Origin of the sequence: Aurantimicrobium minutum (assembly GCF_002355535.1) — a bacterium.
Lineage (GTDB): Bacteria > Actinomycetota > Actinomycetes > Actinomycetales > Microbacteriaceae > Aurantimicrobium > Aurantimicrobium minutum.
The window spans coordinates 691,062-715,186 of the sequence record NZ_AP017457.1 but is presented as its reverse complement, the minus strand read 5'-3'; the positions used below and the strand labels follow the sequence as shown (position 1 = coordinate 715,186).

The window sequence follows — 24,125 nt, the reverse complement described above, 5'->3', positions numbered from 1 at the left end:
GTTTCAAGGGAGAACCGAAGGTTATGGCACCACACGACGCCACCTGGACCGACCGTCAGGCAGTTGCTGAAGAGCTCATTCCACTGATTGGTGGGCTCTATCGAGACAACGGAGTTGTTACCTCGATTCATGGCCGCCGGCTGATCAACTCATCACCATTACAAATCGTCAAAGCTCATCGTTATGCGCGCCATGTTGACGGTCAAGAACTCGACATCAACCGCACTCTCGAATTGGTAAAGGCCATCGTTGCCCTCAACCCTGGTCCTGCATCGATTAACGTCGCAGGAATTTTGGCTGAGCAAGCTACCTCGGGTAAGTCCATCTCTGAGTATGCAGCTGAAGAGCTCGCTCCCGTAGCTGGTCAGGGGCGCCCCGCTACCGCAGAGGACGCCAAAGATGTTGTCCTTTACGGTTTTGGGCGCATCGGTCGTCTCTTGGCTCGTATTCTGCTCGGAAATGCTGAGAACGGCCGCGGGCCGGTCCTCAAAGCCATAGTCGTGCGCAAAGGTGGCGACCAAGACCTGGTCAAACGTGCCAGCCTGCTTCGTCGCGATTCTGTTCATGGCCCCTTCAACGGAACCATCACCATCGATGAGGAAAAGAATCTCATCATTGCCAATGGCAAGCCAATTCAGGTCATCTACTCGAACGATCCCACCACTGTGGACTACACAGCTTATGGAATCAAAGATGCGATCCTGGTGGATAACACTGGCCGTTGGCGCGATGAGCCAGGCCTGTCTCAACACTTAGAGGCCAAGGGCATTTCGCGGGTTGTGCTCACAGCACCTGGTAAGAGCCCACTTAAGAATGTTGTCTACGGAATCAACCACGACACCATTACTGATTCGGACAAGATCATCACTGCTGCATCCTGCACAACCAATGCCATCACGCCCGTCTTGAAAGTCATCAATGACGCATACGGCGTTGAATACGGTCACGTCGAAACAGTGCACTCTTACACCAATGACCAAAACCTCATCGATAACTTCCACAAGGGAGATCGCCGAGGACGCTCTGCCGCAATGAATATGGTCATTACTGAGACGGGTGCAGCCAAAGCTGTTGCCAAAGCCCTACCTGAGTTGGAAGGCAAGCTGTCGGGTAATGCTATTCGCGTCCCCACCCCAGATGTCTCGATGGCAATCTTGAACCTGACACTCAACAAAGCAGTCGATCGTGACACCCTCAACAAGATGTTGCGTGATGCGTCGTTGAAGTCAGGCTTACGAAACCAGATTGATTACATCGAGTCTCCAGAGGTTGTCTCAACTGACTTCGTCGGGTCAAACCGTGCTGGAATTGTGGACGGCCTGGCCACGATTGCTAATGGCAAGAACATCATTCTCTACGTTTGGTACGACAACGAGTATGGCTACAGCCACCAAGTTGTTCGGGTGATTCAAGAACTTGCCGGATTACACCCACCCAAGTTCCCAGCTCTGTAGTCTGAAGACTATGAAAACAACACCCCACGCCAGTTATGGCGGGGGTGTTGTTGCTTTACTACTGGCGTGCACCTTCTGGGGAACCACTGGAATGGCCGCGAGCTTCATTCCAGAAATCAATCCCGTCATCATTGGTGCCAGCACCATGGGCATTGGTGGTCTGATTCTGGGACTAACTGCCCTTCCCGGGGTCTGGATGGTGTGGCACAACATTGGCGCAAAATCTTTGGTTATTGCTGGTGCTTGTGGACTCGCGCTGTACAGCACAGTGTTCTATATCGGAATGAGTTGGGCTGGAGTTGCGCTGGGGAATGTGATTGCTCTGGGGTCTGCTCCATTATTTGCTGGACTCATCGAATGGGTTGTGGACAAGCAGCGCCCCACAGCGATGTGGCTAGGTGCCACAGCAATCACTGTTGTCGGTGGAGTGCTTTTGGTTTCCGGCCGAAACTTTGGCGAGGACGGTAGGGGAGTAGTTCGCGATTCAGCAATGGTAGTTGCAGGAATTGTATTGGCCTTGCTAGCTGGTTTTGCTTATGCGCTTTACACCTACATGGCGAACAAGCTCATGAAGCCTCATGCAGATAGGCCTCAAGGATTAGGTCATCGGCCTGTGATCTCGACGATTCAGTTTGTTTCAGCGCTTCCACTTATTGTCTTGTTGGTAGCTCTCGTCATTGTGAATCCGGGACAGTTTTCGAATGTTCCTTTAGCTATTCCTGTTATGGCATATCTAGCTATATTCCCCACTGCCGTGGGCCATCTGCTTCTTGCCGTTGGCTTGGGAGTTATGCCTGCATCGCGTGCTGCGGTCTACACCCTGTTTGAGCCAGTGGTCGCTGTCATTCTCGCTGTCATTGTTGTGGGAGAAGTGATTACTCCACTGGGTTGGATTGGGCTTCTCATAGTTCTTGCCGGTCTTGCACTTTTATCTCAGGAAAAGCGGTCACGATGAGATGGCTCATGGCCGATCAACTTGGTCCGCATTTTGATGATGGGGGAGATGTCTTACTCATTGAGGCGCAAGCAGTACTTGCACGCAGGCCATATCACTGGGCAAAAGCTCATCTGATTCTCAGTGCTTTGCGTCATCGCGCAGCTGAATTAGGTGATCGTGCTCGATATGTCACTGCAGAGCACTATCGAGATGTCTTAATTCCTTTGCGGGATTCTGGGGAATCACTGAGCGTAGTGAACCCGACAAGCTGGGGAAGTAGGGCGCTTGTCCAAGAGCTGGGCCTCAAGATTCTCCCCAGTAGAGGGTTTGTTAGCTCTGAAGAATTCTTCTCTTCCTGGGTTCAAGGGAAAAAGCCGGGATCTCTCAAACTGGAAAACTACTACCGGCACTGGCGAGACGCCTCAGGTGTTCTGATGGAGGGTTCTCAGCCTGCAGGTGGTCAATATAACTACGACCATGACAATAGACAGCCACCGCCCAAAGGCGCTGCCAATCTTGGTTTGCCTGCACCGTGGAAACCTGTTGAAGACGAGATTGATGCTCAGGTTCGGGAGGATCTCACGACATGGTCGCGTGAAGGAAAGATCACGCTCTTGGGTCGTGATGGACCACGCAGATTTGCTGCAACACGTCAGGAAGCACTGGTTGCATTGGCTGACTTTGTTGAGACCAGATTGATGGATTTTGGCCCTTTTGAGGATGCAAGTCTCATGGGTGATGATGTCATGGCTCACTCCATGCTGAGCGTCCCGCTGAACCTTGGTCTTCTCCACCCTCAAGAAGTTATTGATGCTTGTGTGAATGCCTATGACCAAGGGAAAGCTCCCCTAGGAAGTGTGGAGGCCATAGTTCGGCAAATAGCGGGCTGGCGTGACTGGGTATGGCACTTGTATTGGCATCTCGGTGAGGACTATGTCCAAAAGAGTAACTACCTTGATGCTCACGTCGATTTGCCACAACAGTTTTGGGATCTCGACGGCGAGAATGTTTCAGCAAAGTGTATGAGCCATGTCTTGAAGTCCGTTGGCGATACAGGCTACGCACACCACATTCAACGTTTGATGATTTTAGGTAACTGGTCTTTGCAACGAGGATATAACCCTGCACAACTTAACGATTGGTTCATGGACGCATTCGTCGATGGAACTCCCTGGGTCATGCCTGCGAACGTGATAGGAATGAGCCAACACGCAGATGGCGGCCTTGTGGCCACCAAGCCGTATTCTTCCGGTGGCGCCTACATCAATTCCATGTCTGATTTTTGTAGTGGCTGCCCGTTCAACCCCAAGGTGAGATTGGGAGAAAATGCTTGTCCGTTTACCGCGGGGTATTGGGCATTTTTACACCGAGTCGAACCACGTATTCGTGGAAACCACAGGATGGCTCAACCACTAGCAGGCATGCGAAAGCTCGCAGATATCGATGCCGTTATTGAGCAGGAAGCTCATCGAACGAGCTGGTAGGAGACCTGACTAACGGCTGTTCTGTCGAGCAGGACGTTGACGTTGGCCGCCTCCAGCAGCAGTTCCGTAGTTACGAGAACCTGAGCCATTGCTAGGTTTGTGAGAACCTGAGCGACGTTGGCCGTTCTCATTTGCTGGTGGACGTCCAGAACGATCTCGTGCTGGTTTGCCATCTTTGGTCACACGAGTGGGGCAACCTGCAGGGTTCGCGCCGCGCGATTCGCGCTGTGCGCGCTTTCGTTGAGCATTCGCCCCCATTGACTTTCCGCTTCCACCTTGAGGCTTGGCTTCCCGCGGAGCAGGCTTCACATAAGGTGCTATCTCTCCTACGAGTTCGAGAACTTCGGGGGAGTTTGCCGTCACCTTCTGGGGTTGGACCTGAATATCTGCTTTCTTGAGAAGCGAAGCTAGATCTTTTTGTTGTGTGGGAAGACAGATTGTCACGACATCACCCTCAGCGCCGGCACGGGCGGTTCGCCCAGAACGGTGCAAGTATGCTTTGTGTTCCATCGGCGGGTCAACGTGAATCACGAGTTCCACGTTGTCTACGTGTACTCCTCGAGCTGCAACATCGGTTGCAACGAGGACGTTGACGTCTCCGTCGCCGAATGCAGCAAGGTTTCGATCGCGCTGAGGTTGGGATAGATTGCCGTGGAGATCTACTGCAGGGATTCCTGCGTCGGTCAGGGCCTTAGCCAGTTTCTTGGCATGGTGCTTGGTGCGCATGAACAAGATGCGACGACCGGTACCTGAAGCAAGCTTGTACACAAGCTCCTTTTTGGCATCGTTGCCGCTGGTTTCGAAAACATGGTGGGTCATTGCCGCTACGGGTGAATTCGCTTCATCAACGGAGTGGAGAACTTCATTGTGAAGGAATTGGTTAACTAACTTGTCAACACCGTTATCCAGTGTTGCCGAGAACAGGAGTCTCTGGCCACCGGTAGGCGTAGCTTTCAAGATTTTGGTCACGATGGGCAAAAAGCCCAAATCAGCCATGTGGTCTGCTTCATCTAGCACCGTAATTTCGACGGCATCCAAATGCAAAAAACCTTGTTTCATGAGGTCTTCTAGACGGCCGGGTGTGGCAACTACGATGTCGATGCCTTCTTTGAGTGCGGTGACCTGGCGACCTTGAGAAACCCCACCAAAGATGGTTGTTACCCGCAAGTCATACGCTTCGGCTAGCGGTGACATCGTGTTCGTAATCTGTGTTGCAAGCTCGCGTGTCGGGGCCAGCACAAGGCCCAGCGGTCGGCCAGCACGACGGCGGCCACCGGCAAGTTTGCCGCCAAGACGAGCAACCATCGGAATGCTAAAAGCCAGTGTTTTGCCCGATCCGGTTTTGCCTCTGCCGAGAACATCACGGCCGGCAAGAGTATCCGGAAGCGTATCTACTTGGATAGGGAAGGGAGAATCAATACCAGCTGCGGTCAGCGCTGTGACGAGAGGGGCGGGCACGCCCAGTTGGGAAAAAGTCTTTTCAGACATAAGTTTTACCTTTGGATAAATCTCCCGGTCATTCACTATGTGTTTCAAGCACAACATTGAACGTAAGTGAACGTCAAACGAGGTGTGGTAAATAACTGGGAATATATGGCGAAGGCGTCTGGTGACGCATCCGTTCGCCGAAGAAAAATGTCAACCAGTGTGGTGAGGGAAGCGTTCTATCGACGCAGGGAACGAAATATATCGTTCACAAGATTTCTCTAGCCTATCGGGGAAAGCTGTGAAAGCCCCTCCGCATGCTCAAAGGATGCTTGAGACTACAAAAATACCGGTGGGGGTTTCCGGTGAAAGGTCGTAATTTGTCTCGTATTTTGTTAACGAGAAAAGTCCACTAATGTGAACAAGTACGAAAGGGGAAAAGTGAACGATTCACTCGCTGGCGATGACGCCACACAGGTCCCCGGTTCGACCCCAGCTCCAGACGTGACTGCTACTTTCACACAGTCTTTCCTCGAGCAGGTTAAAGCACTTGAAGCAGTCGATGTCACTGCTGAAGAACAGGAAGCTATCGCTTCTCTTCCCAGCGGGAATGCACTGTTGATTGTTCGTCGAGGTCCAAGCCAGGGTTCGCGTTTCCTCCTCGACGTTGATGTGACAACCTGCGGTCGTCACCCTAACTCGGACATTTTTCTCGATGACGTGACTGTCTCACGTCGTCACGCTGAATTCCGTCGCAACGGAACAGAATTTGAAGTGAGAGATCTTGCCTCACTGAACGGCACCTATTACGAGGGTGAACGTGTTGAACGTCATGCTCTCAAAGATGGCGATGAAGTTCAGGTTGGGAAGTTTCACCTCACCTTCTTTGCTTCACGTGTAGACCTAGCTCGAGGTGCATAAGGAACATGGCAACAACGGTAAGAAAAAGCACCCCCGCGCGTGGACTTCTCAGCATTGGGCAAGTTCTAGCCAAGGTTTCACCAGACTTCCCTGATCTGACCCCCTCTAAACTCCGTTTCCTTGAAGAGCAGGGCCTGATCACTCCCGAGCGCACCCCCTCCGGATACCGTAAGTTCTCCGTTGAGCACGTTGATCGCTTGCGTTTGATTCTGACCATGCAGCGCGATCACTACCTTCCACTGAAGGTCATTCGTGCACATTTGGAAGAAATTGATGCAGGAAACAACCCGGCACTTCCGAACGCAGCAAGCCTGTCCGCAGATTCACTTTTGGCAACACCCTCTCGCTACACGCGTGAAGAGTTTGTTCGTGCATGTGGTGCGAGCATGAACCTGCTACAAGATGCTGTTTCTGCTGGAATGCTTGAGCCTGCCGATTCCTATACGGATGAGCACATTGTTGTGTTGACCGCGCTTGTGGAACTTCAACGCTCAGGAATTGAGCCACGTCACTTGCGCACCATGCGTGCAGCAGCTGAGCGGGAATACTCGTTGATCGAACGTGCTCTGGTACCTGTCTCTCACCGCCAGGATGCAGCCAGCCAAGCTCGTTCCATTGAGCGTGCTCATGAGATTTCTCGCCACATTGAGATTGTTCGTTCTCAGATGTTGCGTCAAGTTATTGCCCAACAATCTCGATAACTTCGAGTATTGCGACACGCCGAAAGGGCGTGTGAAGCTTTAAATCCCAGACACGATTAAAAACTGTCTGTAAGTTTGAGGATACAAACTCTCAACAACAACTTGAACCTTAAAGTTGTTGACGTCAGGTAAGGGCCGGAAATGAACGAAGTGAACCGCAGCGACGAAGCTCGCTACGAGCTCGACGTCCTGTTCAGTGATGGCATGCCTGAACGAGATGAGAATGCGGGCTACCGTGGTGCCGAAGCTGCAAAGGCAGCTGGAATCACTTACCGCCAGCTAGATTACTGGGCGCGTACCGAACTTGTTGTTCCCACCGTCCGTGACGCATCAGGTTCTGGTTCCCAGCGCCTGTATGGCTTCCGCGACATTTTGGTTCTCAAGCTTGTCAAGCGGCTGCTAGACACAGGAATCTCACTCCAGCAGATCCGTGCAGCTGTTGACCAGTTGCGTTCTGCCGGTATTTATGACCTCGCTCAAACCACGCTCATGAGCGATGGTTCCAGCATCTACCTGTGCACCACCAATGACGAGGTCATTGACCTGGTCAGCCGTGGTCAGGGTGTGTTTGGTATCGCCATTGGCAAGGTTTTGCGTGAAGTCGAAACCAGCCTGGTTGAAATCACCTCAACATCAACCGATGCTTCAGATGAGCTTGCAGCTCGACGTGCCCGCAAAGTTGGCTAAGCCTCATTTACGAAAACTTAACGAAATAAACCCAGGCAGTGCCTGGGTTTTTTCTTGTCCTGTTTAGGACTTGGGAGCGTATTCGCCGATTTTGCCAGCGCGAGAAATGCGGTTGAGGAGTTGATCGAAGTTTTTTGCCATCTCGGCTGCTGCTTCTCCAGGCCATGCGTGAACAGGGCGTGCAGCACCCTGGACTTGTTGGAGGGAGGTGCGCTCAGGAAGCTGAGGTTGGAGAACGAGGGGGCCAAACATGTCGCGAAGTTCCTGAATGCGGAACTGGTGCTCCAATGATTGAGCACGGACGCGGTTGATAATCAGGCCAAGAGGCTGCAATCGTGGGCTAAGCCCGCGACGCACTTCTTCGATGGCGCGCAAAGCACGGTCTGCAGCGGCAACAGAGAATAAGCCTGGTTCGGTGACAACTACGACACGGTCAGAAGCCGCCCAAGCGGTTCTGGTAAGCGCATTCAAGCTTGGGGCACAGTCGATGAGGACCAGGTCATATTCGTCCTCTATGGTGGCCAATGCTTCTTCCAGGCGCCACACCTCACGGGCTGTGGGGTGGGGGCCATCAAAGTTGACAGCGGAAGGGCTTCCAATCATCACGTCGATGGGGGCATGACCTGGAGCAGACCAACCAGCAGGGGCTATGGCTTGACGAACAGTCTTCAGCTTTGGGTTAGCCAAAACATCAGCAACATTAAGGTGATCGCGAGTGTCTACACCGAGACCCGTTGAGACGTCAGCCTGAGGGTCAAAATCGACGACGAGAGTACGCAAGTTTGCAGCGAAAGCAGCAGATGCCAAACCGAGGGTGACCGTTGTCTTTCCAACGCCACCCTTGAGTGAACTAATACTAAGCACGTGCATTGAGACCACGATACCTTCTGTAGTCTTGGAGTACCTAACTACGAACCGATGCTGGCGGCATTCGAAGGGGTCATATGTTCAAGAAAATTTTGGTAGCAAACCGTGGCGAAATTGCGATTCGCGCATTTCGTGCGGCTGTCGAGCTAGGAGCGAAGACTGTCGCTGTTTTCCCTGAGGAAGATCGCAGTTCTCTGCACCGCCAAAAGGCAGACGAGGCATATCAGATCGGTGAACCCGGTCATCCTGTTCGTGCCTATCTCGACGTTTCCGAAATTATTCGCGTCGCGAAACTTTCCGGCGCCGATGCCATATACCCCGGTTACGGTTTCCTCTCGGAAAACCCAGAATTAGCTCAAGCAGCCGCAGATAACGGCATCACCTTCATCGGTCCACCTGCCCGGGTACTGGAAATGGCAGGAAATAAAGTCACTGCCAAAGAACACGCCATCTCAGCAGGTGTTCCCGTACTCAAATCGACACCAGCAACAACCGACATCGACGCGCTTCTAGCAGGAGCAGCAGAAATCGGATTCCCCATCTTCGCCAAAGCAGTAGCCGGCGGTGGGGGGCGCGGTATGCGTCGTGTGGAGACGATGGAAGAACTACGTCCCGCACTCGAGGCAGCCATGCGAGAAGCTGAAAGCGCCTTCGGCGATGGCCGCATGTTCCTTGAGCAGGCAGTTCTTCGTCCACGACACATTGAAGTTCAGATTCTGGCCGATAGCCAGGGAGAAACCATTCACCTGTTCGAGCGTGACTGCTCCGTCCAGCGTCGTCACCAAAAAGTTGTTGAGATTGCTCCAGCACCGAACATTTCTGATGAACTGCGTGCTGCTTTGCACCGCGACGCAATCGCTTTTGCCCGCTCCATTGGATATCAAAATGCCGGAACTGTTGAGTTCCTGGTCGACACTGCGGGTGAACGCGCTGGACAGCACGTCTTCATCGAGATGAACCCCCGTATTCAGGTTGAGCACACTGTTACTGAAGAAGTGACTGACGTTGACCTTGTGCAGTCGCAGATGCGTATTGCGGCGGGAGAGTCCCTCGGCGATTTGGGCCTCCACCAAGAGGACATTCACGTTCGTGGTTTCGCACTTCAGTGCCGCATCACCACGGAAGATCCTTCACAAGGTTTCCGTCCAGACACTGGCAAGATCACGACCTACCGTTCACCCGGTGGTGCCGGAATTCGTCTCGATGGTGGAACGGTCAGCCCTGGCGCACAAATCAGCCCCCACTTTGACTCCATGTTGGTCAAGCTCACCTGCCGAGGTCGCACCTATGCGGCTGCAGTTGACCGTTCCCGTCGTGCGCTTGCAGAATTCCGTATTCGAGGTGTTTCCACCAACATTCCCTTCCTACAAGGAGTGCTTGACGACCCACAGTTCAAAGCTGGTGACGTTGCAACCAACTTCATTGAAGAACGACCACACCTGCTGACCGGTCGCGAGTCGAAAGACCGCGGAACCAAGATTCTTAACTGGGTTACCGATGTCACCGTGAATAAGCCCAATGGCCCCCGGCCTGCAGGTGCAGACCCCAAGTCCAAGTTGCCCCGCATCGACCTCAACACATCTGCCCCTGCAGGAAGTCGTCAAGCTTTGCTTGAACTTGGCCCGAAGGGCTTTGCTCAGGCATTAAGGCAACAAAAGGCAGTCGCGGTAACAGAAACAACCTTCCGAGACGCACACCAGTCGCTGTTAGCCACTCGAGTTCGCACCAAGGATTTGGTCAACGTTGCACCTTATGTAGCACGTATGACTCCACAGCTTCTTTCTGTAGAAGCGTGGGGTGGAGCTACCTACGATGTCGCCCTTCGCTTCTTGGGTGAAGACCCTTGGGATCGACTAGCAAAGTTACGTGAGGCTCTGCCCAACGTGGCGATTCAAATGCTTCTTCGTGGCCGTAACACAGTTGGTTACACCCCATATCCTGAGGAAGTAACCAAGGCATTTGTCCAAGAAGCTGCCGCAACAGGTGTTGACATCTTCCGCATTTTTGATGCCCTCAATGATGTGAACCAAATGCGCCCAGCAATAGATGCAGTCCTCGAAACGGGAACGACTATCGCTGAAGTTGGTGTGTGCTACACCGGCAATTTGCTAGACCCCAACGAGGATAAGTTCACACTGGACTACTACCTCGCCTTAGCTGAAGAGATGGTCGCCGCCGGTGCCCACATTTTGGCTATTAAGGACATGGCTGGCTTGTTGCGTCCTGCAGCTGCAGCCAAGTTGGTTAGCGCTTTCCGTGAGCGTTTCGACGTGCCAGTCCACGTTCACACACACGACACCGCTGGTGGACAACTCGCCACGCTTCTGGCAGCAGCAGCAGCAGGTGCTGACGCAGTAGATGTTGCTTCTGCGCCGATGTCTGGAACCACAAGCCAGCCAAGTGCGTCATCGTTAGTTGCTGCGTTGGCAAACACTGAACGTGACACAGGGCTGAACCTGGATGCAGTCTGCGACCTTGAGCCCTATTGGGAAGCTGTTCGTAACATATACAAGCCATTCGAATCTGGTTTACCTGCACCAACAGGCCGTGTTTACCACCACGAAATTCCTGGCGGTCAACTCTCAAACCTGCGTCAGCAGGCAATCGCACTTGGTCTTGCAGATGACTTCGAGTTGATTGAAGACATGTATGCCGCAGCGAACAAGATTCTTGGTCGCGTCCCCAAGGTGACCCCGTCGTCGAAGGTCGTTGGTGATCTTGCGTTGCACCTCGCAGCAGTTAAAGCTGATCCTGCTGACTTTGAGGCCAACCCGCAGAAATATGACATCCCTGACTCGGTCATTGGATTCATGGCCGGTGAACTCGGTGACATTCCTGGTGGATGGCCTGAACCCTTCCGTTCAAAGGTTCTCGAGGGTAAGACCATCAATATTCAGATTGCCCCATTATCTGAAGAAGATCATGCAGGTTTGTCGGGTGGCTCTGCATCACGCCGCGCCACGTTGAACCGTTTACTCTTCCCCGTTCCCACGAAGGCTTTTGAACAGGTTCGTGAGACGTTCGGTGATGTTTCTGTACTGGACACAGTTGACTATCTCTACGGTCTCGAATCTGGAAGCGAACACATTGTTGACCTTGGTCAGGGTGTTCGTTTGTATGTCGGACTCGAAGCTATTGGTGGGGTAGACCCCAAGGGTATGCGAACGGTAATGACCACGCTCAATGGTCAACTCCGTCCTGTATTCGTCCGTGACCGTTCTGTCGAAATCAGCACAAAGAGTGCAGAGAAAGCAGACCTCACAGAGGCTGGTCACGTAGCTGCACCATTTGCTGGTGTGGTCACGATCAAGGTTGAACCTGGTCAAACTGTTGCAGCAGGAGATCCGGTGGCTTCCATCGAAGCGATGAAGATGGAAGCGGCTATCACGGCCAGCATCACCGGACGCGTGGAGCGTATTTCCTTCCAAAAATCTCAGCAGGTTGAAGCAGGCGATCTGATCGTCGTGATTACTCCGATTACTCCAGCGAACTAGGTAAATCCTTATTTCATTGGACAGAAACTATCTTCGGCCCCGAAACTATTCGGGGCCGAAGTTGTTTAGGTAGACTAACGAAGTTACTCGAAACTAAAGGATTAATTCGTGAGCACAGAAACCCCTAAAACCCCTGCAAAGAAACTTGCCGCAAAGAAGCCTGCAGCCAAGAAATCCACGGCTAAAGCTACGGCGCCAGTTGAAACCGCAGAGCGTATTTCTGAAGTTTCTGTCGCCACTGAGCTCACCGTAGAACAGGCTCCTGAAGTTTCTAACATCAGCCTTCCTGCCATTCCGCTGAACCTCATGGCTCGCACATCAGAAGATTTTGATGAACCTTCCTACGGCAATGACAACAATCCTTCTGCTCAGGCAGGTACCCCGGCAGAGGCAGTTGTTTCTGAGATAGCTGACATTGTTTACGGCGAAATCGACACTGTTGACACAGGCTCACTTCCTACCCGCCGTGACCGTCTTTCCGGAGAACCCTCGGGTAAACCAGAGCCTGTTGCGATGCTCACTCCTGAGCGTGTGCTTGACGCTAAGAAAAAGCGTGACAAGCCCACTGAGGGGTGGAACAAGTTCGTATACAACGTAACCTTCCACGCCGTGAACTTAGGTGACTCACCGCAGACTCGTCACCGCAAAGCACTGGACACCAGCATTGGTCGCCCCCTTACTGGTGGAACCAAGTTTGTTCCCGTCCTCACTCGTAAGGGTGGTGTGGGTAAGACAACCACGACAACACTTCTTGGTATGGCTATGGCCCTGGTGCGCGAGGACCGTGTTCTTGCCATTGACGCCAACCCTGACCGCGGAACTTTGGCTGAACGATTCAACAAAACCACTGAAAAAACAGTTCGAGACTTGGTCTCTAACGCGGCCAAGATTTTGACCTTCAATGATTTTTCTGAGTACGTCAACCGTGATAAGACTCGACTGGATGTTCTCGCTTCGGATACCGATCCCTTTTTATCCGAAGCTTTTGGCGCTAACGACTACAACATCGTGGCAGATCTCGCGAGCCGCTATTACTCGGTTGCATTGACTGACTGTGGTACCGGAATCATTCACTCTGTCATGTCTGCAACCCTGCAGCGCGCTGATGGTTTGGTTATTGTCTCCGGTGGCTCGTTCGATGAAGCGCGCCTTGCTTCTGAAACACTGACCTGGCTTGAATCAAATGGCTACGGCGAACTGGTGAAGAACTCTATTGTGGCAATTAACACCGCTACTCAAGGAACGAACTTGATTAAGCTGCGCGAAATTGAAGACCACTTTAAGTCTCGTGTTCGTGAGACAGTTCGTGTTCCCTATGACGCGATGCTTGCTGCTGGTTCCTACATCGACTTCAAGAAGCTCAAGCCTGAGACGCAAGAGGCTGCTCGACAGCTAGCTTCTTTGGTTGTTGACGGCCTCTAAGTCTCAAGAGCTCAGATGACTGAACGTTCTATTCGCATCTTTGGCGACCCCGTTCTCAAGACACCTACCGAGGAGATCGTCGTTATTGACGACAAGATCCGTGCTCTCGTAGATGACCTCGTAGACACCGTCAAGATTCCTGGACGTGCCGGTGTTGCCGCCACTCAGATTGGAGTGGGTCTTCGTGCGTTTAGTTATAACGTTCACGGAGAGATTGGTTACATTCTCAATCCACGCATTATTGAAACGCGCGGAGAAATTGGGCTGGTCGAGGAAGGGTGCCTTAGCGTTCCTAACCTATGGTTCAAGACACCCAGGTATCCATTTGCCAAAGTTGAAGGGATAGACCTCGACGGCAATACCATCGTGCTTGAGGGGGAGGGGCTGATGGCTCAGGCTCTTCAGCACGAGTGCGACCACCTAGATGGTCTGGTGTATCTTGACCGGTTAGACCAACAAACACGTAAAGAAGCTATGCGGCAAGTGCGCGAAAGCGATTGGTTTTAGTCAACCGCTCCAGAAGCACCTTCATACATCGCTTCAATCTCATTGGCGTAATCTTTCACAATCACATTGCGCTTAATGCTCATCTTCGGAGTGAGGTGACCAGACTCTTCCGTGAACTGTGTGGGCAGGATTGTGAACTTACGAATAGATTCTGCACGAGAAACACGTGCATTGGCGCGGTCAATTGCTGTTTGAACTTCAGCAATCACCGCAGGGTTCTTAGCAGCTTCTGCAACGCTCATTGTGGGATCGAGCTTGTTGTTGGTGAGCCACATAGGCAACATCTCTGGGTCCAGCGTCACGAGCGCAGAAATGAATGGCTTTGCATCTCCCACAGCAACAACCTGGCTAATGACTGGGTTTGCGCGAATAGGGTCCTCTAGGAAAGCGGGAGCAACGTTCTTTCCGCCCGCAGTCACAATAATTTCTTTCTTGCGACCTGTAATGGTGATGTAGCCATCAGCATCAATCTCACCGATGTCACCGGTTTTGAACCAGCCGTCATGGAACGTTTCTTTAGTTGCTTGTGGGTTCTTCCAATATTCCTTGAAGACGTTGATGCCAGCGGCTTCAATTTCACCTTCATCGCCTAAGCGGACAGAACACCCTGGCAATGCGGGTCCTACTGTTCCAATTTTGAATTTGGAGGGGAGGTTGATGGAAATGGGGGCAGTTGTTTCAGTGAGGCCATAGCCCTCAAGAACAACCAGGCCAAGTGCATGGAAGAAGTGTGCAAGTCGGTCACCCAATGGGGCAGAACCGCTGATGGCATAGGTGCAGTTACCACCGAGTGCGGCACGCAGCTTGGAAAGAACAAGTTTGTCCATCACAGCAAACTTCAGCTTGAGGCCGAGAGGAATATGACCTGCCATTTCTGCTGTGGAGTATTCGATTGCCGTTTTTGCAGCTGCACGGAAGATGTTTCCCTTGCCACCAGCTTCAGCTTTCTGCTCGGCAGAGTTGTAGACCTTCTCAAATACACGGGGCACAGCCAAAAGGAATGTGGGCTTGAAAGATTGCATGGCTGGCAATAATTGGGTTGTGTCTCCCTGGTGGCCAACTTTAACGCCACCTTGCACAGCCAGAATCGAAATGAAGCGTGCAAAAATATGTGCCGTTGTGATGAAGAGCAACGTAGAGGACTGTGGGTTAACCACCTCGGGGACGGCAGCCTGCGCATTGCGTGAAAGCTCCAAGAAGTTGGAGTGAGTTAGCACGCAGCCTTTAGGCTTGCCGGTCGAACCCGAGGTGTAAATCAAGGTTGCAAGATCGCTGCCGTGTAAAGAGGAGCGACGTTCTTCAACTTCTTCATCAGAAACACCAGATCCAGCAATCACAAGTGCTTCCAAATCGCCGGCATCTATTTGCCATACTGAGTGAACAAATGGAGCATCTGAGCGGATTTCTTCAAAACGCTTGAGGTGGTCGGGAGTTTCGACAATCAGTGCAACAGCTTCAGAGTCTTCCAAAATCCATTGAATTTGGCTGGGTGCGCTTGTTTCGTAGATCGGCACCAATGCTGCACCAGCAAACCACATCGCAAAGTCAACAAGGGTCCACTCATAGCGGGTCTTGCACATCAATCCGACGCGGTCACCCTGTTTGATGCCGCTAGCAATAAATCCTTTAGCAAGTGCAACAACTTGTTCAAGAAACTCGGTCGAAGTGACGTCTTTCCAGCCACCGTCAACAGGGAGTGAAAAAAGAGCATTATTTGGAGTTTCACGCACACGGTCGAGCAAAACCTGAGTGGTATTTGCTTGTGGCTCCGCTGGAACTAAAGCGGGTGTGTCGAACTGAATAACGCTCTTAACCATGGCATCTCCTTCGGTGTTAACTACACTTTAGTAGTCCCTCCATTCCCTCCCAAGACTTTCAGGAGACTCACAGCTATGTATTCCATTGGTATCGATATCGGGGGAACAAAAATAGCTGGAGCCCTGGTCAATGAGCTGGGGGAAATCATCACCAAAACCCAGGTTCCTTCCCCTGCGCACAGCGCTGAAGATATGGAATCGGCCATAATCTCACTCATCACGGAACTTTCAGTAGGCAACCCAGTCGTTGCTGCCGGTGTTGCAGCAGCGGGTTTCATTGATGCTGCTCAGTCCACTGTCTACTACGCCCCAAATATCGCGTGGCGCAATGAACCCCTCAAAGACAAGCTCGAAGCAAAAATTGATTTACCAATAGTCATCGAAAACGATGCGAATGCGGCCGGGTGGGCAGAGTACAGATTCGGTGCAGGGAAATCTTTCACCCATATGACCATGCTCACCATTGGCACCGGCGTTGGTGGAGCAATCATCGCTAACGGAGAATTGTTTACCGGTGGTTTCGGTGCAGGAGCTGAGTTGGGGCACCTTCGTGTGCAACCTGATGGCCTCGAGTGTGGGTGTGGACAGCGAGGATGCATCGAAGCATATGCTTCGGGACGTGCCCTGTTGCGCTACATGCGCGAAGAAACCCAGAACCCTCAGCTTGAAGCCCAAGAGGGAAAAAAACTTCTTGAGGACGGCGATCCAGCCGCCTGGCGTGCGGTGAGCACTCTCGGGGGCTGGATGGGTGTGGCTTGTGCCAGTCTTTCAGCGATTCTTGATCCACAAGTATTTGTCATCGGTGGCGGTGTTGCCGCAGCTGGCGAACACCTGCTGAACCCTATTCGTGAGTCATTTTTGAGTAACGTATCTGCTCGCGGATACCACCCAGAACCAGAATTTCGTATTGCTGAAATGGTCAATGATGCCGGTGTCGTGGGTGCTGCAGATCTTGCGCGCCGCCACGCAGAAAAACTCTAGCGGTAAGCTAAAAGCATGTTTTATTGGCTGATGAAAAACGTCATCGCCGGACCTTTGCTCAAGGGCATCTTTCGTCCGTGGGTAACCGGTGCTGACAACATTCCCGCTGAGGGCGGAGTGATTTTGGCCAGCAATCACCTCTCGTTTGTTGATTCAGTTTTTCTTCCGATCTCTATCGATCGGGAAATGGTCTTTTTAGCAAAGAGCGAATACTTCACCACAAAAGGCATTAAAGGTTGGGCCACGAAGTGGTTTATGAAGGGCACCGGTATGTTGCCCATTGACCGCTCTGGCGGAAAAGCTTCAGAGGCTAGTTTGAATACAGGCCTACGCGTGTTGGCTGAGGGTCGCGTTTTAGGAATTTACCCCGAGGGAACTCGCTCTCCTGACGCCAAGCTTTACCGGGGTCGCACCGGCATTGCACGCATGGTTCTGGAATCAGGTGTCCCTGTTATTCCTGTTGCCATGATTGACACCGAAAAGATCATGCCGATTGGTTCTAAATGGCCTAAGTTGCGTCGCCCGGGAATCATCATCGGTAAACCTCTGGACTTTTCTCGATTCCAAGGTATGGAGGGTGATCGTTTCATTCTTCGTGCTGTGACAGACGAAATCATTTATGAGCTGGCTGGCTTGTCCGGCCAAGAGTATGACGATGTCTATGCCTCGTCTGTGCGTGAAAAACGGCCCGTCAGCGCAAGATAAGCTTAAGACTTGGCTGGATAAAGCCAATTGAGACAAGCATTCACAAGCTGTGATATCCATCACGCATCCATTTTTAGGGGAGTTCCTTCGTGGCTAGCCAAACTGAGCCCAACATCGTCGCTGACAAGACCGTCATCGAGGGTTTGGACTATTGGCGCACACTTCCTATCAAGCAGCAGCCTGAATGGCCAGATGCTGCAGCAGTGAAAGCAACCAGCGCACAGTTAGCTGCTCTTCCGCCTCTAGTTTTTGCCGGTGAAGTAGACACTCTTCGTGAACGCCTTGCTAAGGCTGCTCAAGGTCAGGCATTCCTACTTCAGGGTGGAGATTGCGCAGAGACCTTTGCTGGTGCGACAGCAGACAAGATTCGTAACCGCATCAAGACTGTTCTTCAAATGGCTGTTGTACTCACCTACGCAGCAGAGATGCCCGTCATCAAAATGGGTCGTATGGCTGGGCAGTTTGCTAAGCCTCGCTCGAGTGACACTGAAACTCGTGGTGAGGTGACTCTGCCTGCGTACCGTGGCGATATCGTCAACGGCTACGACTTCACTCCTGAATCACGTACAGCAAACCCAGACCGTCTGCTCCAGGCCTACAACACATCTGTTGCAACGTTGAACCTCATACGGGCATTCACCACAGGTGGTTTTGCAGACCTTCGCGAAGTTCACCGTTGGAACCAAGGTTTCGCTAAAAACCCAGCCAACGTTGAATACGAAGCCATGGCGAACGAAATTGATCGCGCAATCAAATTTATGGCTGCGTGTGGTGCTGATTTTGATGCACTCAAGACCACAGAGTTCTTTGTTTCCCACGAAGCGCTCTTGATGGACTACGAGCGACCCATGACTCGCATTGATTCACGTACTGGAACCCCATACAACACCAGTGCCCACTTCTTATGGATCGGTGAGCGCACACGTGAACTTGATGGCGCACACGTTGACTTCCTTTCCCGTGTTCGTAACCCCATTGGTGTGAAGCTTGGTCCCACCACCGACGTTGACACGATGAAGAAACTTATTGACAAGCTGGACCCTGAGCGAGAGCCAGGCCGACTGACCTTCATCACCCGCATGGGTGCCGGCAAGATTCGTGAGGCTTTGCCTCCGCTACTTGAAGCCATCAAAGGAATGGACGCTAATCCTCTGTGGATCACTGATCCTATGCACGGAAACGGCATTACTACCCCCAATGGTTACAAGACCCGTCGCTTCGACGATGTCATGGACGAAGTTCGTGGCTTCTTTGAAGCTCATCGCCAGGTTGGGACATTCCCCGGTGGAGTGCACGTAGAGCTCACAGGTGACGACGTCACTGAATGTTTGGGCGGTTCTGAACAGATTGATGAGAAGGACCTGGAGAGCCGTTACGAGTCTCTGTGTGACCCTCGACTCAATCACATGCAATCACTTGAACTTGCATTCTTGGTTGCTGAGGAACTCAAGAAGGCTTAATTCTCACTCTTCACTGATAAGGCCCCGTCACCTTGTGGTGACGGGGCCTTATTTGTTTTTCAGTGTTACTTGACTACTTTGTTGAAGCCGGTAACAGGCTGTGCTTCATCGAAGCCAGCAACCTGCTTGCGGAATCCGCGAGTCAGGATAATCAACCAAACCAGACCAACGCCGGCCCAGATGAGACCACCGGTGAGAGCCTCGGGGGAGAGGTTGACCCACAGGATGATGGTCATTGCAAGACCAACAAGTGGCAGGATGACAAATTTGAAAATGTCAGATCCTGTCTTGCGGCGGCCCTGACGGATTGCAAACCAAGCAAACACGGAGATGTTGACGAAGCTGAATGCAATCAACGCACCGAAGTTGATGAAGTGAACAATGTCAGCCAAGGTCAGTACAACACCGGTCAAGCAGACGACACCAGCAAGGATGACGTTGAAGGTTGGGGTCTGAGTCTTGGGGTTGACGTAACCGAAGAGCTTGTTGGGGAGAACGTTGTTACGTCCCATTACCAGCAGCATACGAGCCACAGAAGCCTGTGATGCGAGCAGAGACGCAATAGTTGCGGCAAAGCCTGCTGCGGTCAGGATGATCTTCATGGTTTGACCACCAACGAGCTCACCAATGATGGGCAGTGTTGAATCGTCAACGTACTGACGATCTCCACCAGGAGCGAATACGTTCCAGTCAGGGAAGAGTGCCTGAGTGAAGTATGCGGTCACGATGAAGATACCGCCACCGATGAGAACGGTGAGCATAATTGCACGAGGAACAACCTTGGGGGTACGAGCTTCTTCAACGTACATGGTGACGGCATCGAAACCAATGAAGCTGAAGCAGACAATGGTTGCACCAAGAAGAACGAGGGAGAAGTCAACGCCTTCGTGAACGAATGGGGTTGGAGTGATGAGCGTTCCCTCACCGGCGCCACCGAGAAGCTGAACAATAACCATCACAACGAAGGCAAGCATTGCTGCGATTGCAATGATGAGCAGAATCGTGTTGACGTTCGAAGTACCACGCATGGTGACGTAGATAATTCCTGTTGCAAGAACAGTGAAAAGGATGACCCAGACAGCGCCATCAATATCTGGGAAGAAGGATTCCATGTAACTGCGAACGATGATGATGTTGACCAAAGGCAACAGCATGTAGTCCAGCATGGAGGTCCAACCAACCATGAAACCAACGTTGGGGTGAATCGAGTTCTTTGCGTAGGTGTATGCAGAACCCGCGGAAGGGAACTCTGCAGACATCTTGCCGTAGCTGATTGCGGTAAAGATCATCACGATCAAAGCAACCAGGTATGCCAGTGGCACAACGTTGTTTGTAGTTTCGGCAACCATGCCGAAGGTGTCAAAGACAACAGTTGGGGTCATGTAACCCAGGCCAAGAGCCACAATGGCCCACATGCCGAGATTACGTTTCAGTGCGACCCTCGAGCCGCTACCGGGGACAAAGGATTCTGGCATAACTTCTCTCTTCGTTGAGGCCATTTACTTAAGGTCAAGGGAGTTACCCCTGAGCATTTCCCCAGCCTAGTCCTCATTGAGGTGCGAAACGAGTGTAGAAATGCAGTTTTTACAACGAATTCATAATCTCTTGTATCGGGTTCACTCACACAATTACTCAGAGTAATAAGTGTGTTGTTCCCGTAGGGTTAGTCCATGGCAACAGTTGAACTCACCGCTGAAAACTTTGATTCCACCATCATGGGCAACGACATAGTCGTTGTTGATTTCTGGGCTGAGTGGTGTGGCCCCTGCAAGATGTTTGCGCCAACTTTTGAGGCGATTTCAGAAAAGCACCCAGAGATTGTGTTCGGAAAAGTAGACACCGAAGTTGAACAATCACTGGCAGCCGCTGCCGGAATTCAGTCAATTCCTACTCTGATGATTTTCCGAGACAGTATTCTTCTGTTTTCTCAACCAGGCGCTTTGCCTCCGGCGGCTTTGGAAGACCTAGTCGGGCAAGTAAAAGCCCTAGATATGACAGAAGTCCACGCTGAGATTTCAAAGCAGCAAGCAATAGTTAACGACTACTGACTCAAACAGAAAGCCCCTCCAGAGGAGGGGCTTTCGTATTACGTGTTGATAAAACTACTTAACGAGTTCTCGTCCCCACTTGTCGCGCATGTTGCCAGTTGCAATGATGATGATGTCGACAATCCACCAGACGCCCAAACCGCCACCTGTGATCAATTTGAGAATTCCGGTTCCCCATTTACCAATAAACATACGGTCGATTCCCAGGGTGCCGACGAAGATTGACAAAATGAGTGTGACTGTCCAGTCACGAGGAGCAGTTGCGGTTTCTTGAGCCATAGTTACAAATTACTCCACGTTCTCGACAAAAATCTGACCGGTTGAACTCTGACGTATCGTTGTTCCGTCATCTAACTGAACCACGGGACGATTTTCTAGATAGGTTAAAGTCCAAAACCACGTACTAGTGTCCTGTTTCAGCGCAGTAAGTTCACGTTCGACCTCAGCAACAGCTTCCCGAACTGCCTTGTCTAGCGTTTGAGGAGGCTCAGTATGTGCCTTCCATCTCGTTCCAAGCTGCATTACTTCTCCGGGGTAGTTTCCGGTGCTGGAGCAAGTTCGATCTGGCTCACAATAAGCTCGGTTGCTTCTTCGAAATTGAGTTGAGCAATTCGCCCGGTAGCCATCAGGTCACCTCGAGCAGCTTCAAGGAGAGAAATAGTGGCTTCCGGAGCAGCAATGGTCGCGGTGAGAACCTCGGTCTTTTGGCTAGCTGAGGCCTCAGTTTTTGCGCGACGAATACCAATAAGTGCCTCAGATGCAGCCTTGAGTACCTCGGGGTTACCAATAACCTCATCTCCTGGAACAGGCCAGGATGAACGGTGAATACTGTCGTCGTTGAACCATGACCATGCTTCTTCTGCGGCAAATGGCAGAACAGGTGCAAGTAGGCGCAGGAAGACAGTCAATGCTTGGTTGAGCGCAGCAGCTGCGGAAGCTTGTTCTGGGTGCTCTTGGTTATAGGCACGTTCTTTAACTAACTCGAGGTAGTCATCTGTGAAGGTCCAGAAGAAATGCTCTGTTACTTCTAATGCCTTGGCGTGGTCATAGTTCTCCAACGCCTCTGTTGCCTCTCGAACCACGGTGTGAAGAGTTTCGAGCATGCTCAAATCCAGTGGGTTGGTAATCACTGTGTTTGCAGGAGCATTGAATCCCAGGATGAACTTGGATGCATTGAGGAGCTTGATGGCTAGGCGACGACCTATCTTGATCTGGGTGGGGTTTTGTGGGTCGAAGGCAGCGTCTGTTCCCAAACGACTGCTTGCTGCCCAGTAGCGCACAGCATCAGAGCCGTGCTGATCCAGCATGTCTGCAGGAGTGACAACGTTGCCCTTGGATTTGGACATCTTCTTACGATCTGGGTCAACGATAAAGCCAGAAATGGCAGCATTTGTCCATGGCTTGCCACCGTTCTGCAAGGCAGAACGCAGCATGGTGGAGAACAGCCACGTGCGAATGATGTCCTGACCTTGTGGACGCAGGTCGTAGGGGAATACCAGATTCCACAGGTCTTCATCACGTTCCCACCCACCAGCTAGTTGAGGGGTCAGGCTCGAAGTTGCCCAGGTGTCCATGACGTCAACTTCACCCTGGAATCCGCCCGGGATGCCGCGCTGAGCTTCTGTATAGCCGGTTGGAACATCTGTAGAAGGATCAACGGGAAGTTGTTCTCTTGAAGCAATGATTGGCTCGTCGAAAACGGGGTTTCCGTCACCATCGAGCGGGTACCACACAGGAATGGGGACACCAAAGAAGCGCTGGCGCGAGACAAGCCAATCGCCGTTGAGGCCATTAACCCAGTTCTCGTAGCGCACCCGCATGAAGTCAGGGTGCCACGACATTTCTTTACCCAAATCAATGAGTTTCTTCTTGAGTTGGTCATCCTTGGCACCGTTGACCAAGTACCACTGGCGAGTGGAGACGATTTCAAGAGGCTTGTCACCCTTTTCGAAGAACTTAACCGGGTGCATGATGGGCTCCGGTTCGCCCAGCATTTCGCCTGTTTCTTTGAGCATCTCAACCATTGCAGTCTTAGCGCTGAAGGCAGTCTTGCCCGCAAGCTCTGCGTAGGCAGCTTGTGCTTGAGGCGATTCAAGGCCTTCTGGTGCTTCGGATACGAAACGACCATCGAAGCCGATTACAGCACGAGTTGGCAGGTTGAGTTCACGCCACCAAATTACGTCGGTGACGTCACCAAAAGTACAGATCATGGCAATGCCAGTACCCTTGTCTGGCTGTGCCAGGTGGTGGGCCATAACAGGAACCTCAACACCAAAAACAGGAGTCTTTACGGTCTTTCCGAAGTAGGGCTTGTAACGTTCGTCATCTGGGTGTGCCACCAGAGCAACACAGGCAGGAAGCAACTCGGGGCGGCTGGTCATGATCTCAATGTGACCACCGTCAGGCTTGTGGAAAGTGAGGCGGTGATATGCGCCAGGCATTTCTTTATCTTCGAGCTCTGCCTGAGCCACTGCAGTGCGGAAAGTCACATCCCACAGAGTCGGTGCCATCGCCTGGTAGGCCTCACCACGTGCGTGGTTATTGATGAAAGCTAACTGGCTGGTGGTGATGGTTTCGTCAGAGATGGTGCGATAGGTCTGGGTCCAGTCGACGGAAAGCCCGAGTTGACGCCAGACATCTTCGAACTGCTTTTCATCTTCGACGGTGAGCTTTTCACACAGTTCAATAAAGTTTTTACGGCTGATGGGCAGCTGATCAGCTGCCTTAGAGCTCTTGTTATCTCCGCCTTCGAATGGTGGAACAAAGTTCTCAACATAGGGGAGAGTAGGGTCGCAGCGAACGCCGTAGTAGTTCTGTACGCGACGTTCTGTGGGCAGGCCGTTGTCATCCCAACCAGCTGGATAGAAAACTTCCTTGCCGCGCATGCGTTGGAAACGGGCGATGACATCAGTGTGGGTGTAGCTGAATACGTGTCCGATGTGCAGTGAACCAGAAGCTGTGGGGGGAGGTGTGTCAATGGAGTAGACACTTTCGCGGCTCTGACCTTCCTTGCGGAAGCGGTACAGACCCGACTCTTCCCATTTCTTATCCCAGAGAGTCTCGAGACCTTCCAGAGCCGGCTTGTCAGGAACATTCGCGGGCGTCTTAGTCATAGGTATTTCTCGCTCTCTATGGGCGGCATCGCGTCAATGTAGGAAAACAGGATGTTTGCCTACTTGATGCCTCAAATGGTGATGTTTCTAGCTTACTAAAGG

The 24,125-nt window shown here is 52.0% G+C and carries 19 protein-coding genes; 13 read left to right on the top strand and 6 right to left on the bottom strand.

Features of this window, described 5'->3' with window-relative positions:
* Positions 1-23: 23 nt before the first annotated feature.
* From AUMI_RS03480 to AUMI_RS03470, 3 genes are read left to right on the top strand one after another with little or no spacing between them, the layout of a single operon-like run.
* Positions 24-1,454, top strand: a complete 1,431-nt coding sequence (locus tag AUMI_RS03480; RefSeq protein WP_096381356.1) for a glyceraldehyde-3-phosphate dehydrogenase — start codon at positions 24-26, stop codon at positions 1,452-1,454.
* 10 nt (positions 1,455-1,464) lie between these two features.
* On the top strand, positions 1,465-2,409 hold the full coding sequence (locus tag AUMI_RS03475) for a DMT family transporter (protein ID WP_096381353.1): 945 nt from the start codon (positions 1,465-1,467) through the stop codon (positions 2,407-2,409).
* Positions 2,410-2,417: 8 nt separating this feature from the next.
* Positions 2,418-3,875 carry a cryptochrome/photolyase family protein gene (locus tag AUMI_RS03470; RefSeq protein ID WP_231951826.1) on the top strand — a complete coding sequence of 486 codons (1,458 nt, stop codon included), beginning with the start codon at positions 2,418-2,420 and terminating at the stop codon, positions 3,873-3,875.
* A gap of 9 nt (positions 3,876-3,884) precedes the next feature.
* On the opposite strand, the gene AUMI_RS03465 is transcribed toward AUMI_RS03470, so the two are convergent.
* Positions 3,885-5,363: a DEAD/DEAH box helicase gene (locus tag AUMI_RS03465; RefSeq protein WP_096381349.1), complete on the bottom strand. Its 1,479-nt coding sequence runs from the start codon at positions 5,361-5,363 to the stop codon at positions 3,885-3,887.
* 378 nt (positions 5,364-5,741) lie between these two features.
* Between AUMI_RS03465 and AUMI_RS03460 the strand changes: the two genes are divergently transcribed.
* The 3 genes from AUMI_RS03460 (at position 5,742) to AUMI_RS03450 (ending at position 7,609) form a co-directional block, all read left to right on the top strand.
* Positions 5,742-6,221 carry an FHA domain-containing protein gene (locus AUMI_RS03460; RefSeq protein ID WP_371412366.1) on the top strand — a complete coding sequence of 160 codons (480 nt, stop codon included), beginning with the start codon at positions 5,742-5,744 and terminating at the stop codon, positions 6,219-6,221.
* A gap of 5 nt (positions 6,222-6,226) precedes the next feature.
* The gene (ftsR, locus tag AUMI_RS03455; RefSeq protein ID WP_096381347.1) at positions 6,227-6,922 is read left to right on the top strand and encodes a transcriptional regulator FtsR; all 696 of its coding nucleotides are present in this window, start codon (positions 6,227-6,229) and stop codon (positions 6,920-6,922) included.
* Positions 6,923-7,063: 141 nt separating this feature from the next.
* Positions 7,064-7,609, top strand: a complete 546-nt coding sequence (locus AUMI_RS03450; protein ID WP_096381344.1) for a MerR family transcriptional regulator — start codon at positions 7,064-7,066, stop codon at positions 7,607-7,609.
* 63 nt (positions 7,610-7,672) lie between these two features.
* Here AUMI_RS03450 and AUMI_RS03445 read toward each other — a convergent pair whose 3' ends face one another.
* Positions 7,673-8,479: a ParA family protein gene (locus tag AUMI_RS03445; protein ID WP_096383433.1), complete on the bottom strand. Its 807-nt coding sequence runs from the start codon at positions 8,477-8,479 to the stop codon at positions 7,673-7,675.
* A gap of 74 nt (positions 8,480-8,553) precedes the next feature.
* Here AUMI_RS03445 and AUMI_RS03440 point away from each other — a divergent pair, with 74 nt between their 5' ends.
* The 3 genes from AUMI_RS03440 (at position 8,554) to def (ending at position 13,899) form a co-directional block, all read left to right on the top strand.
* Positions 8,554-11,970, top strand: coding sequence for a pyruvate carboxylase (locus AUMI_RS03440; RefSeq protein WP_096381342.1), 3,417 nt, complete (start codon positions 8,554-8,556; stop codon positions 11,968-11,970).
* A 108-nt stretch (positions 11,971-12,078) separates the two neighbouring features.
* Positions 12,079-13,392, top strand: a complete 1,314-nt coding sequence (locus AUMI_RS03435) for a MinD/ParA family ATP-binding protein (RefSeq protein WP_231951824.1) — start codon at positions 12,079-12,081, stop codon at positions 13,390-13,392.
* A gap of 15 nt (positions 13,393-13,407) precedes the next feature.
* The gene (def, locus tag AUMI_RS03430) at positions 13,408-13,899 is read left to right on the top strand and encodes a peptide deformylase (RefSeq protein WP_096381339.1); all 492 of its coding nucleotides are present in this window, start codon (positions 13,408-13,410) and stop codon (positions 13,897-13,899) included.
* Here def and AUMI_RS03425 read toward each other — a convergent pair.
* Positions 13,896-15,716, bottom strand: a complete 1,821-nt coding sequence (locus AUMI_RS03425; protein ID WP_096381336.1) for an AMP-dependent synthetase/ligase — start codon at positions 15,714-15,716, stop codon at positions 13,896-13,898. The two genes, def and AUMI_RS03425, sit on opposite strands and share 4 nt — an antisense overlap.
* Before the next feature lie 75 nt (positions 15,717-15,791).
* On the opposite strand from AUMI_RS03425, the gene AUMI_RS03420 reads away from it, so the two are divergent.
* The 3 genes from AUMI_RS03420 to AUMI_RS03410 all read left to right on the top strand — a co-directional run bounded on the left by AUMI_RS03420 (position 15,792) and on the right by AUMI_RS03410 (position 18,862).
* A complete protein-coding gene (locus tag AUMI_RS03420; RefSeq protein WP_096381334.1) occupies positions 15,792-16,697 on the top strand; it encodes an ROK family glucokinase in 906 nt (301 codons plus the stop codon).
* A gap of 15 nt (positions 16,698-16,712) precedes the next feature.
* On the top strand, positions 16,713-17,402 hold the full coding sequence (locus AUMI_RS03415) for a lysophospholipid acyltransferase family protein (RefSeq protein ID WP_096381331.1): 690 nt from the start codon (positions 16,713-16,715) through the stop codon (positions 17,400-17,402).
* An 89-nt stretch (positions 17,403-17,491) separates the two neighbouring features.
* Positions 17,492-18,862, top strand: a complete 1,371-nt coding sequence (locus AUMI_RS03410) for a class II 3-deoxy-7-phosphoheptulonate synthase (RefSeq protein WP_096381329.1) — start codon at positions 17,492-17,494, stop codon at positions 18,860-18,862.
* Between the two features lie 65 nt (positions 18,863-18,927).
* On the opposite strand, the gene AUMI_RS03405 is transcribed toward AUMI_RS03410, so the two are convergent.
* The gene (locus AUMI_RS03405; protein ID WP_425338940.1) at positions 18,928-20,337 is read right to left on the bottom strand and encodes an APC family permease; all 1,410 of its coding nucleotides are present in this window, start codon (positions 20,335-20,337) and stop codon (positions 18,928-18,930) included.
* A gap of 195 nt (positions 20,338-20,532) precedes the next feature.
* On the opposite strand from AUMI_RS03405, the gene trxA reads away from it, so the two are divergent.
* Complete coding sequence (trxA, locus tag AUMI_RS03400; RefSeq protein ID WP_096381327.1) at positions 20,533-20,910, top strand: thioredoxin; 378 nt, start codon at positions 20,533-20,535, stop codon at positions 20,908-20,910.
* Positions 20,911-20,964: 54 nt separating this feature from the next.
* On the opposite strand, the gene AUMI_RS03395 is transcribed toward trxA, so the two are convergent.
* Positions 20,965-21,189: a TM2 domain-containing protein gene (locus AUMI_RS03395; RefSeq protein ID WP_096381324.1), complete on the bottom strand. Its 225-nt coding sequence runs from the start codon at positions 21,187-21,189 to the stop codon at positions 20,965-20,967.
* A 242-nt stretch (positions 21,190-21,431) separates the two neighbouring features.
* Positions 21,432-24,023 (bottom strand): valine--tRNA ligase, encoded by a 2,592-nt coding sequence (gene valS, locus AUMI_RS03385; RefSeq protein WP_096381319.1) that lies wholly within the window; start codon positions 24,021-24,023, stop codon positions 21,432-21,434.
* Between the last annotated feature and the right edge of the window lie 102 nt (positions 24,024-24,125).

Coding starts and splice junctions, on each gene's coding strand:
- AUMI_RS03415 (WP_096381331.1), top strand. CDS start 16,713: ATGTTTTATTGGCTGATGAAAAACGTCATCGCCGGACCTTTGCTCAAG.
- AUMI_RS03425 (WP_096381336.1), bottom strand. CDS start 15,716: ATGGTTAAGAGCGTTATTCAGTTCGACACACCCGCTTTAGTTCCAGCG.
- AUMI_RS03470 (WP_231951826.1), top strand. CDS start 2,418: ATGGCCGATCAACTTGGTCCGCATTTTGATGATGGGGGAGATGTCTTA.
- AUMI_RS03445 (WP_096383433.1), bottom strand. CDS start 8,479: ATGCACGTGCTTAGTATTAGTTCACTCAAGGGTGGCGTTGGAAAGACA.
- AUMI_RS03480 (WP_096381356.1), top strand. CDS start 24: ATGGCACCACACGACGCCACCTGGACCGACCGTCAGGCAGTTGCTGAA.
- AUMI_RS03450 (WP_096381344.1), top strand. CDS start 7,064: ATGAACGAAGTGAACCGCAGCGACGAAGCTCGCTACGAGCTCGACGTC.
- AUMI_RS03465 (WP_096381349.1), bottom strand. CDS start 5,363: ATGTCTGAAAAGACTTTTTCCCAACTGGGCGTGCCCGCCCCTCTCGTC.
- trxA (WP_096381327.1), top strand. CDS start 20,533: ATGGCAACAGTTGAACTCACCGCTGAAAACTTTGATTCCACCATCATG.
- def (WP_096381339.1), top strand. CDS start 13,408: ATGACTGAACGTTCTATTCGCATCTTTGGCGACCCCGTTCTCAAGACA.
- ftsR (WP_096381347.1), top strand. CDS start 6,227: ATGGCAACAACGGTAAGAAAAAGCACCCCCGCGCGTGGACTTCTCAGC.
- AUMI_RS03475 (WP_096381353.1), top strand. CDS start 1,465: ATGAAAACAACACCCCACGCCAGTTATGGCGGGGGTGTTGTTGCTTTA.
- AUMI_RS03440 (WP_096381342.1), top strand. CDS start 8,554: ATGTTCAAGAAAATTTTGGTAGCAAACCGTGGCGAAATTGCGATTCGC.
- valS (WP_096381319.1), bottom strand. CDS start 24,023: ATGACTAAGACGCCCGCGAATGTTCCTGACAAGCCGGCTCTGGAAGGT.
- AUMI_RS03405 (WP_425338940.1), bottom strand. CDS start 20,337: ATGCCAGAATCCTTTGTCCCCGGTAGCGGCTCGAGGGTCGCACTGAAA.
- AUMI_RS03395 (WP_096381324.1), bottom strand. CDS start 21,189: ATGGCTCAAGAAACCGCAACTGCTCCTCGTGACTGGACAGTCACACTC.
- AUMI_RS03420 (WP_096381334.1), top strand. CDS start 15,792: ATGTATTCCATTGGTATCGATATCGGGGGAACAAAAATAGCTGGAGCC.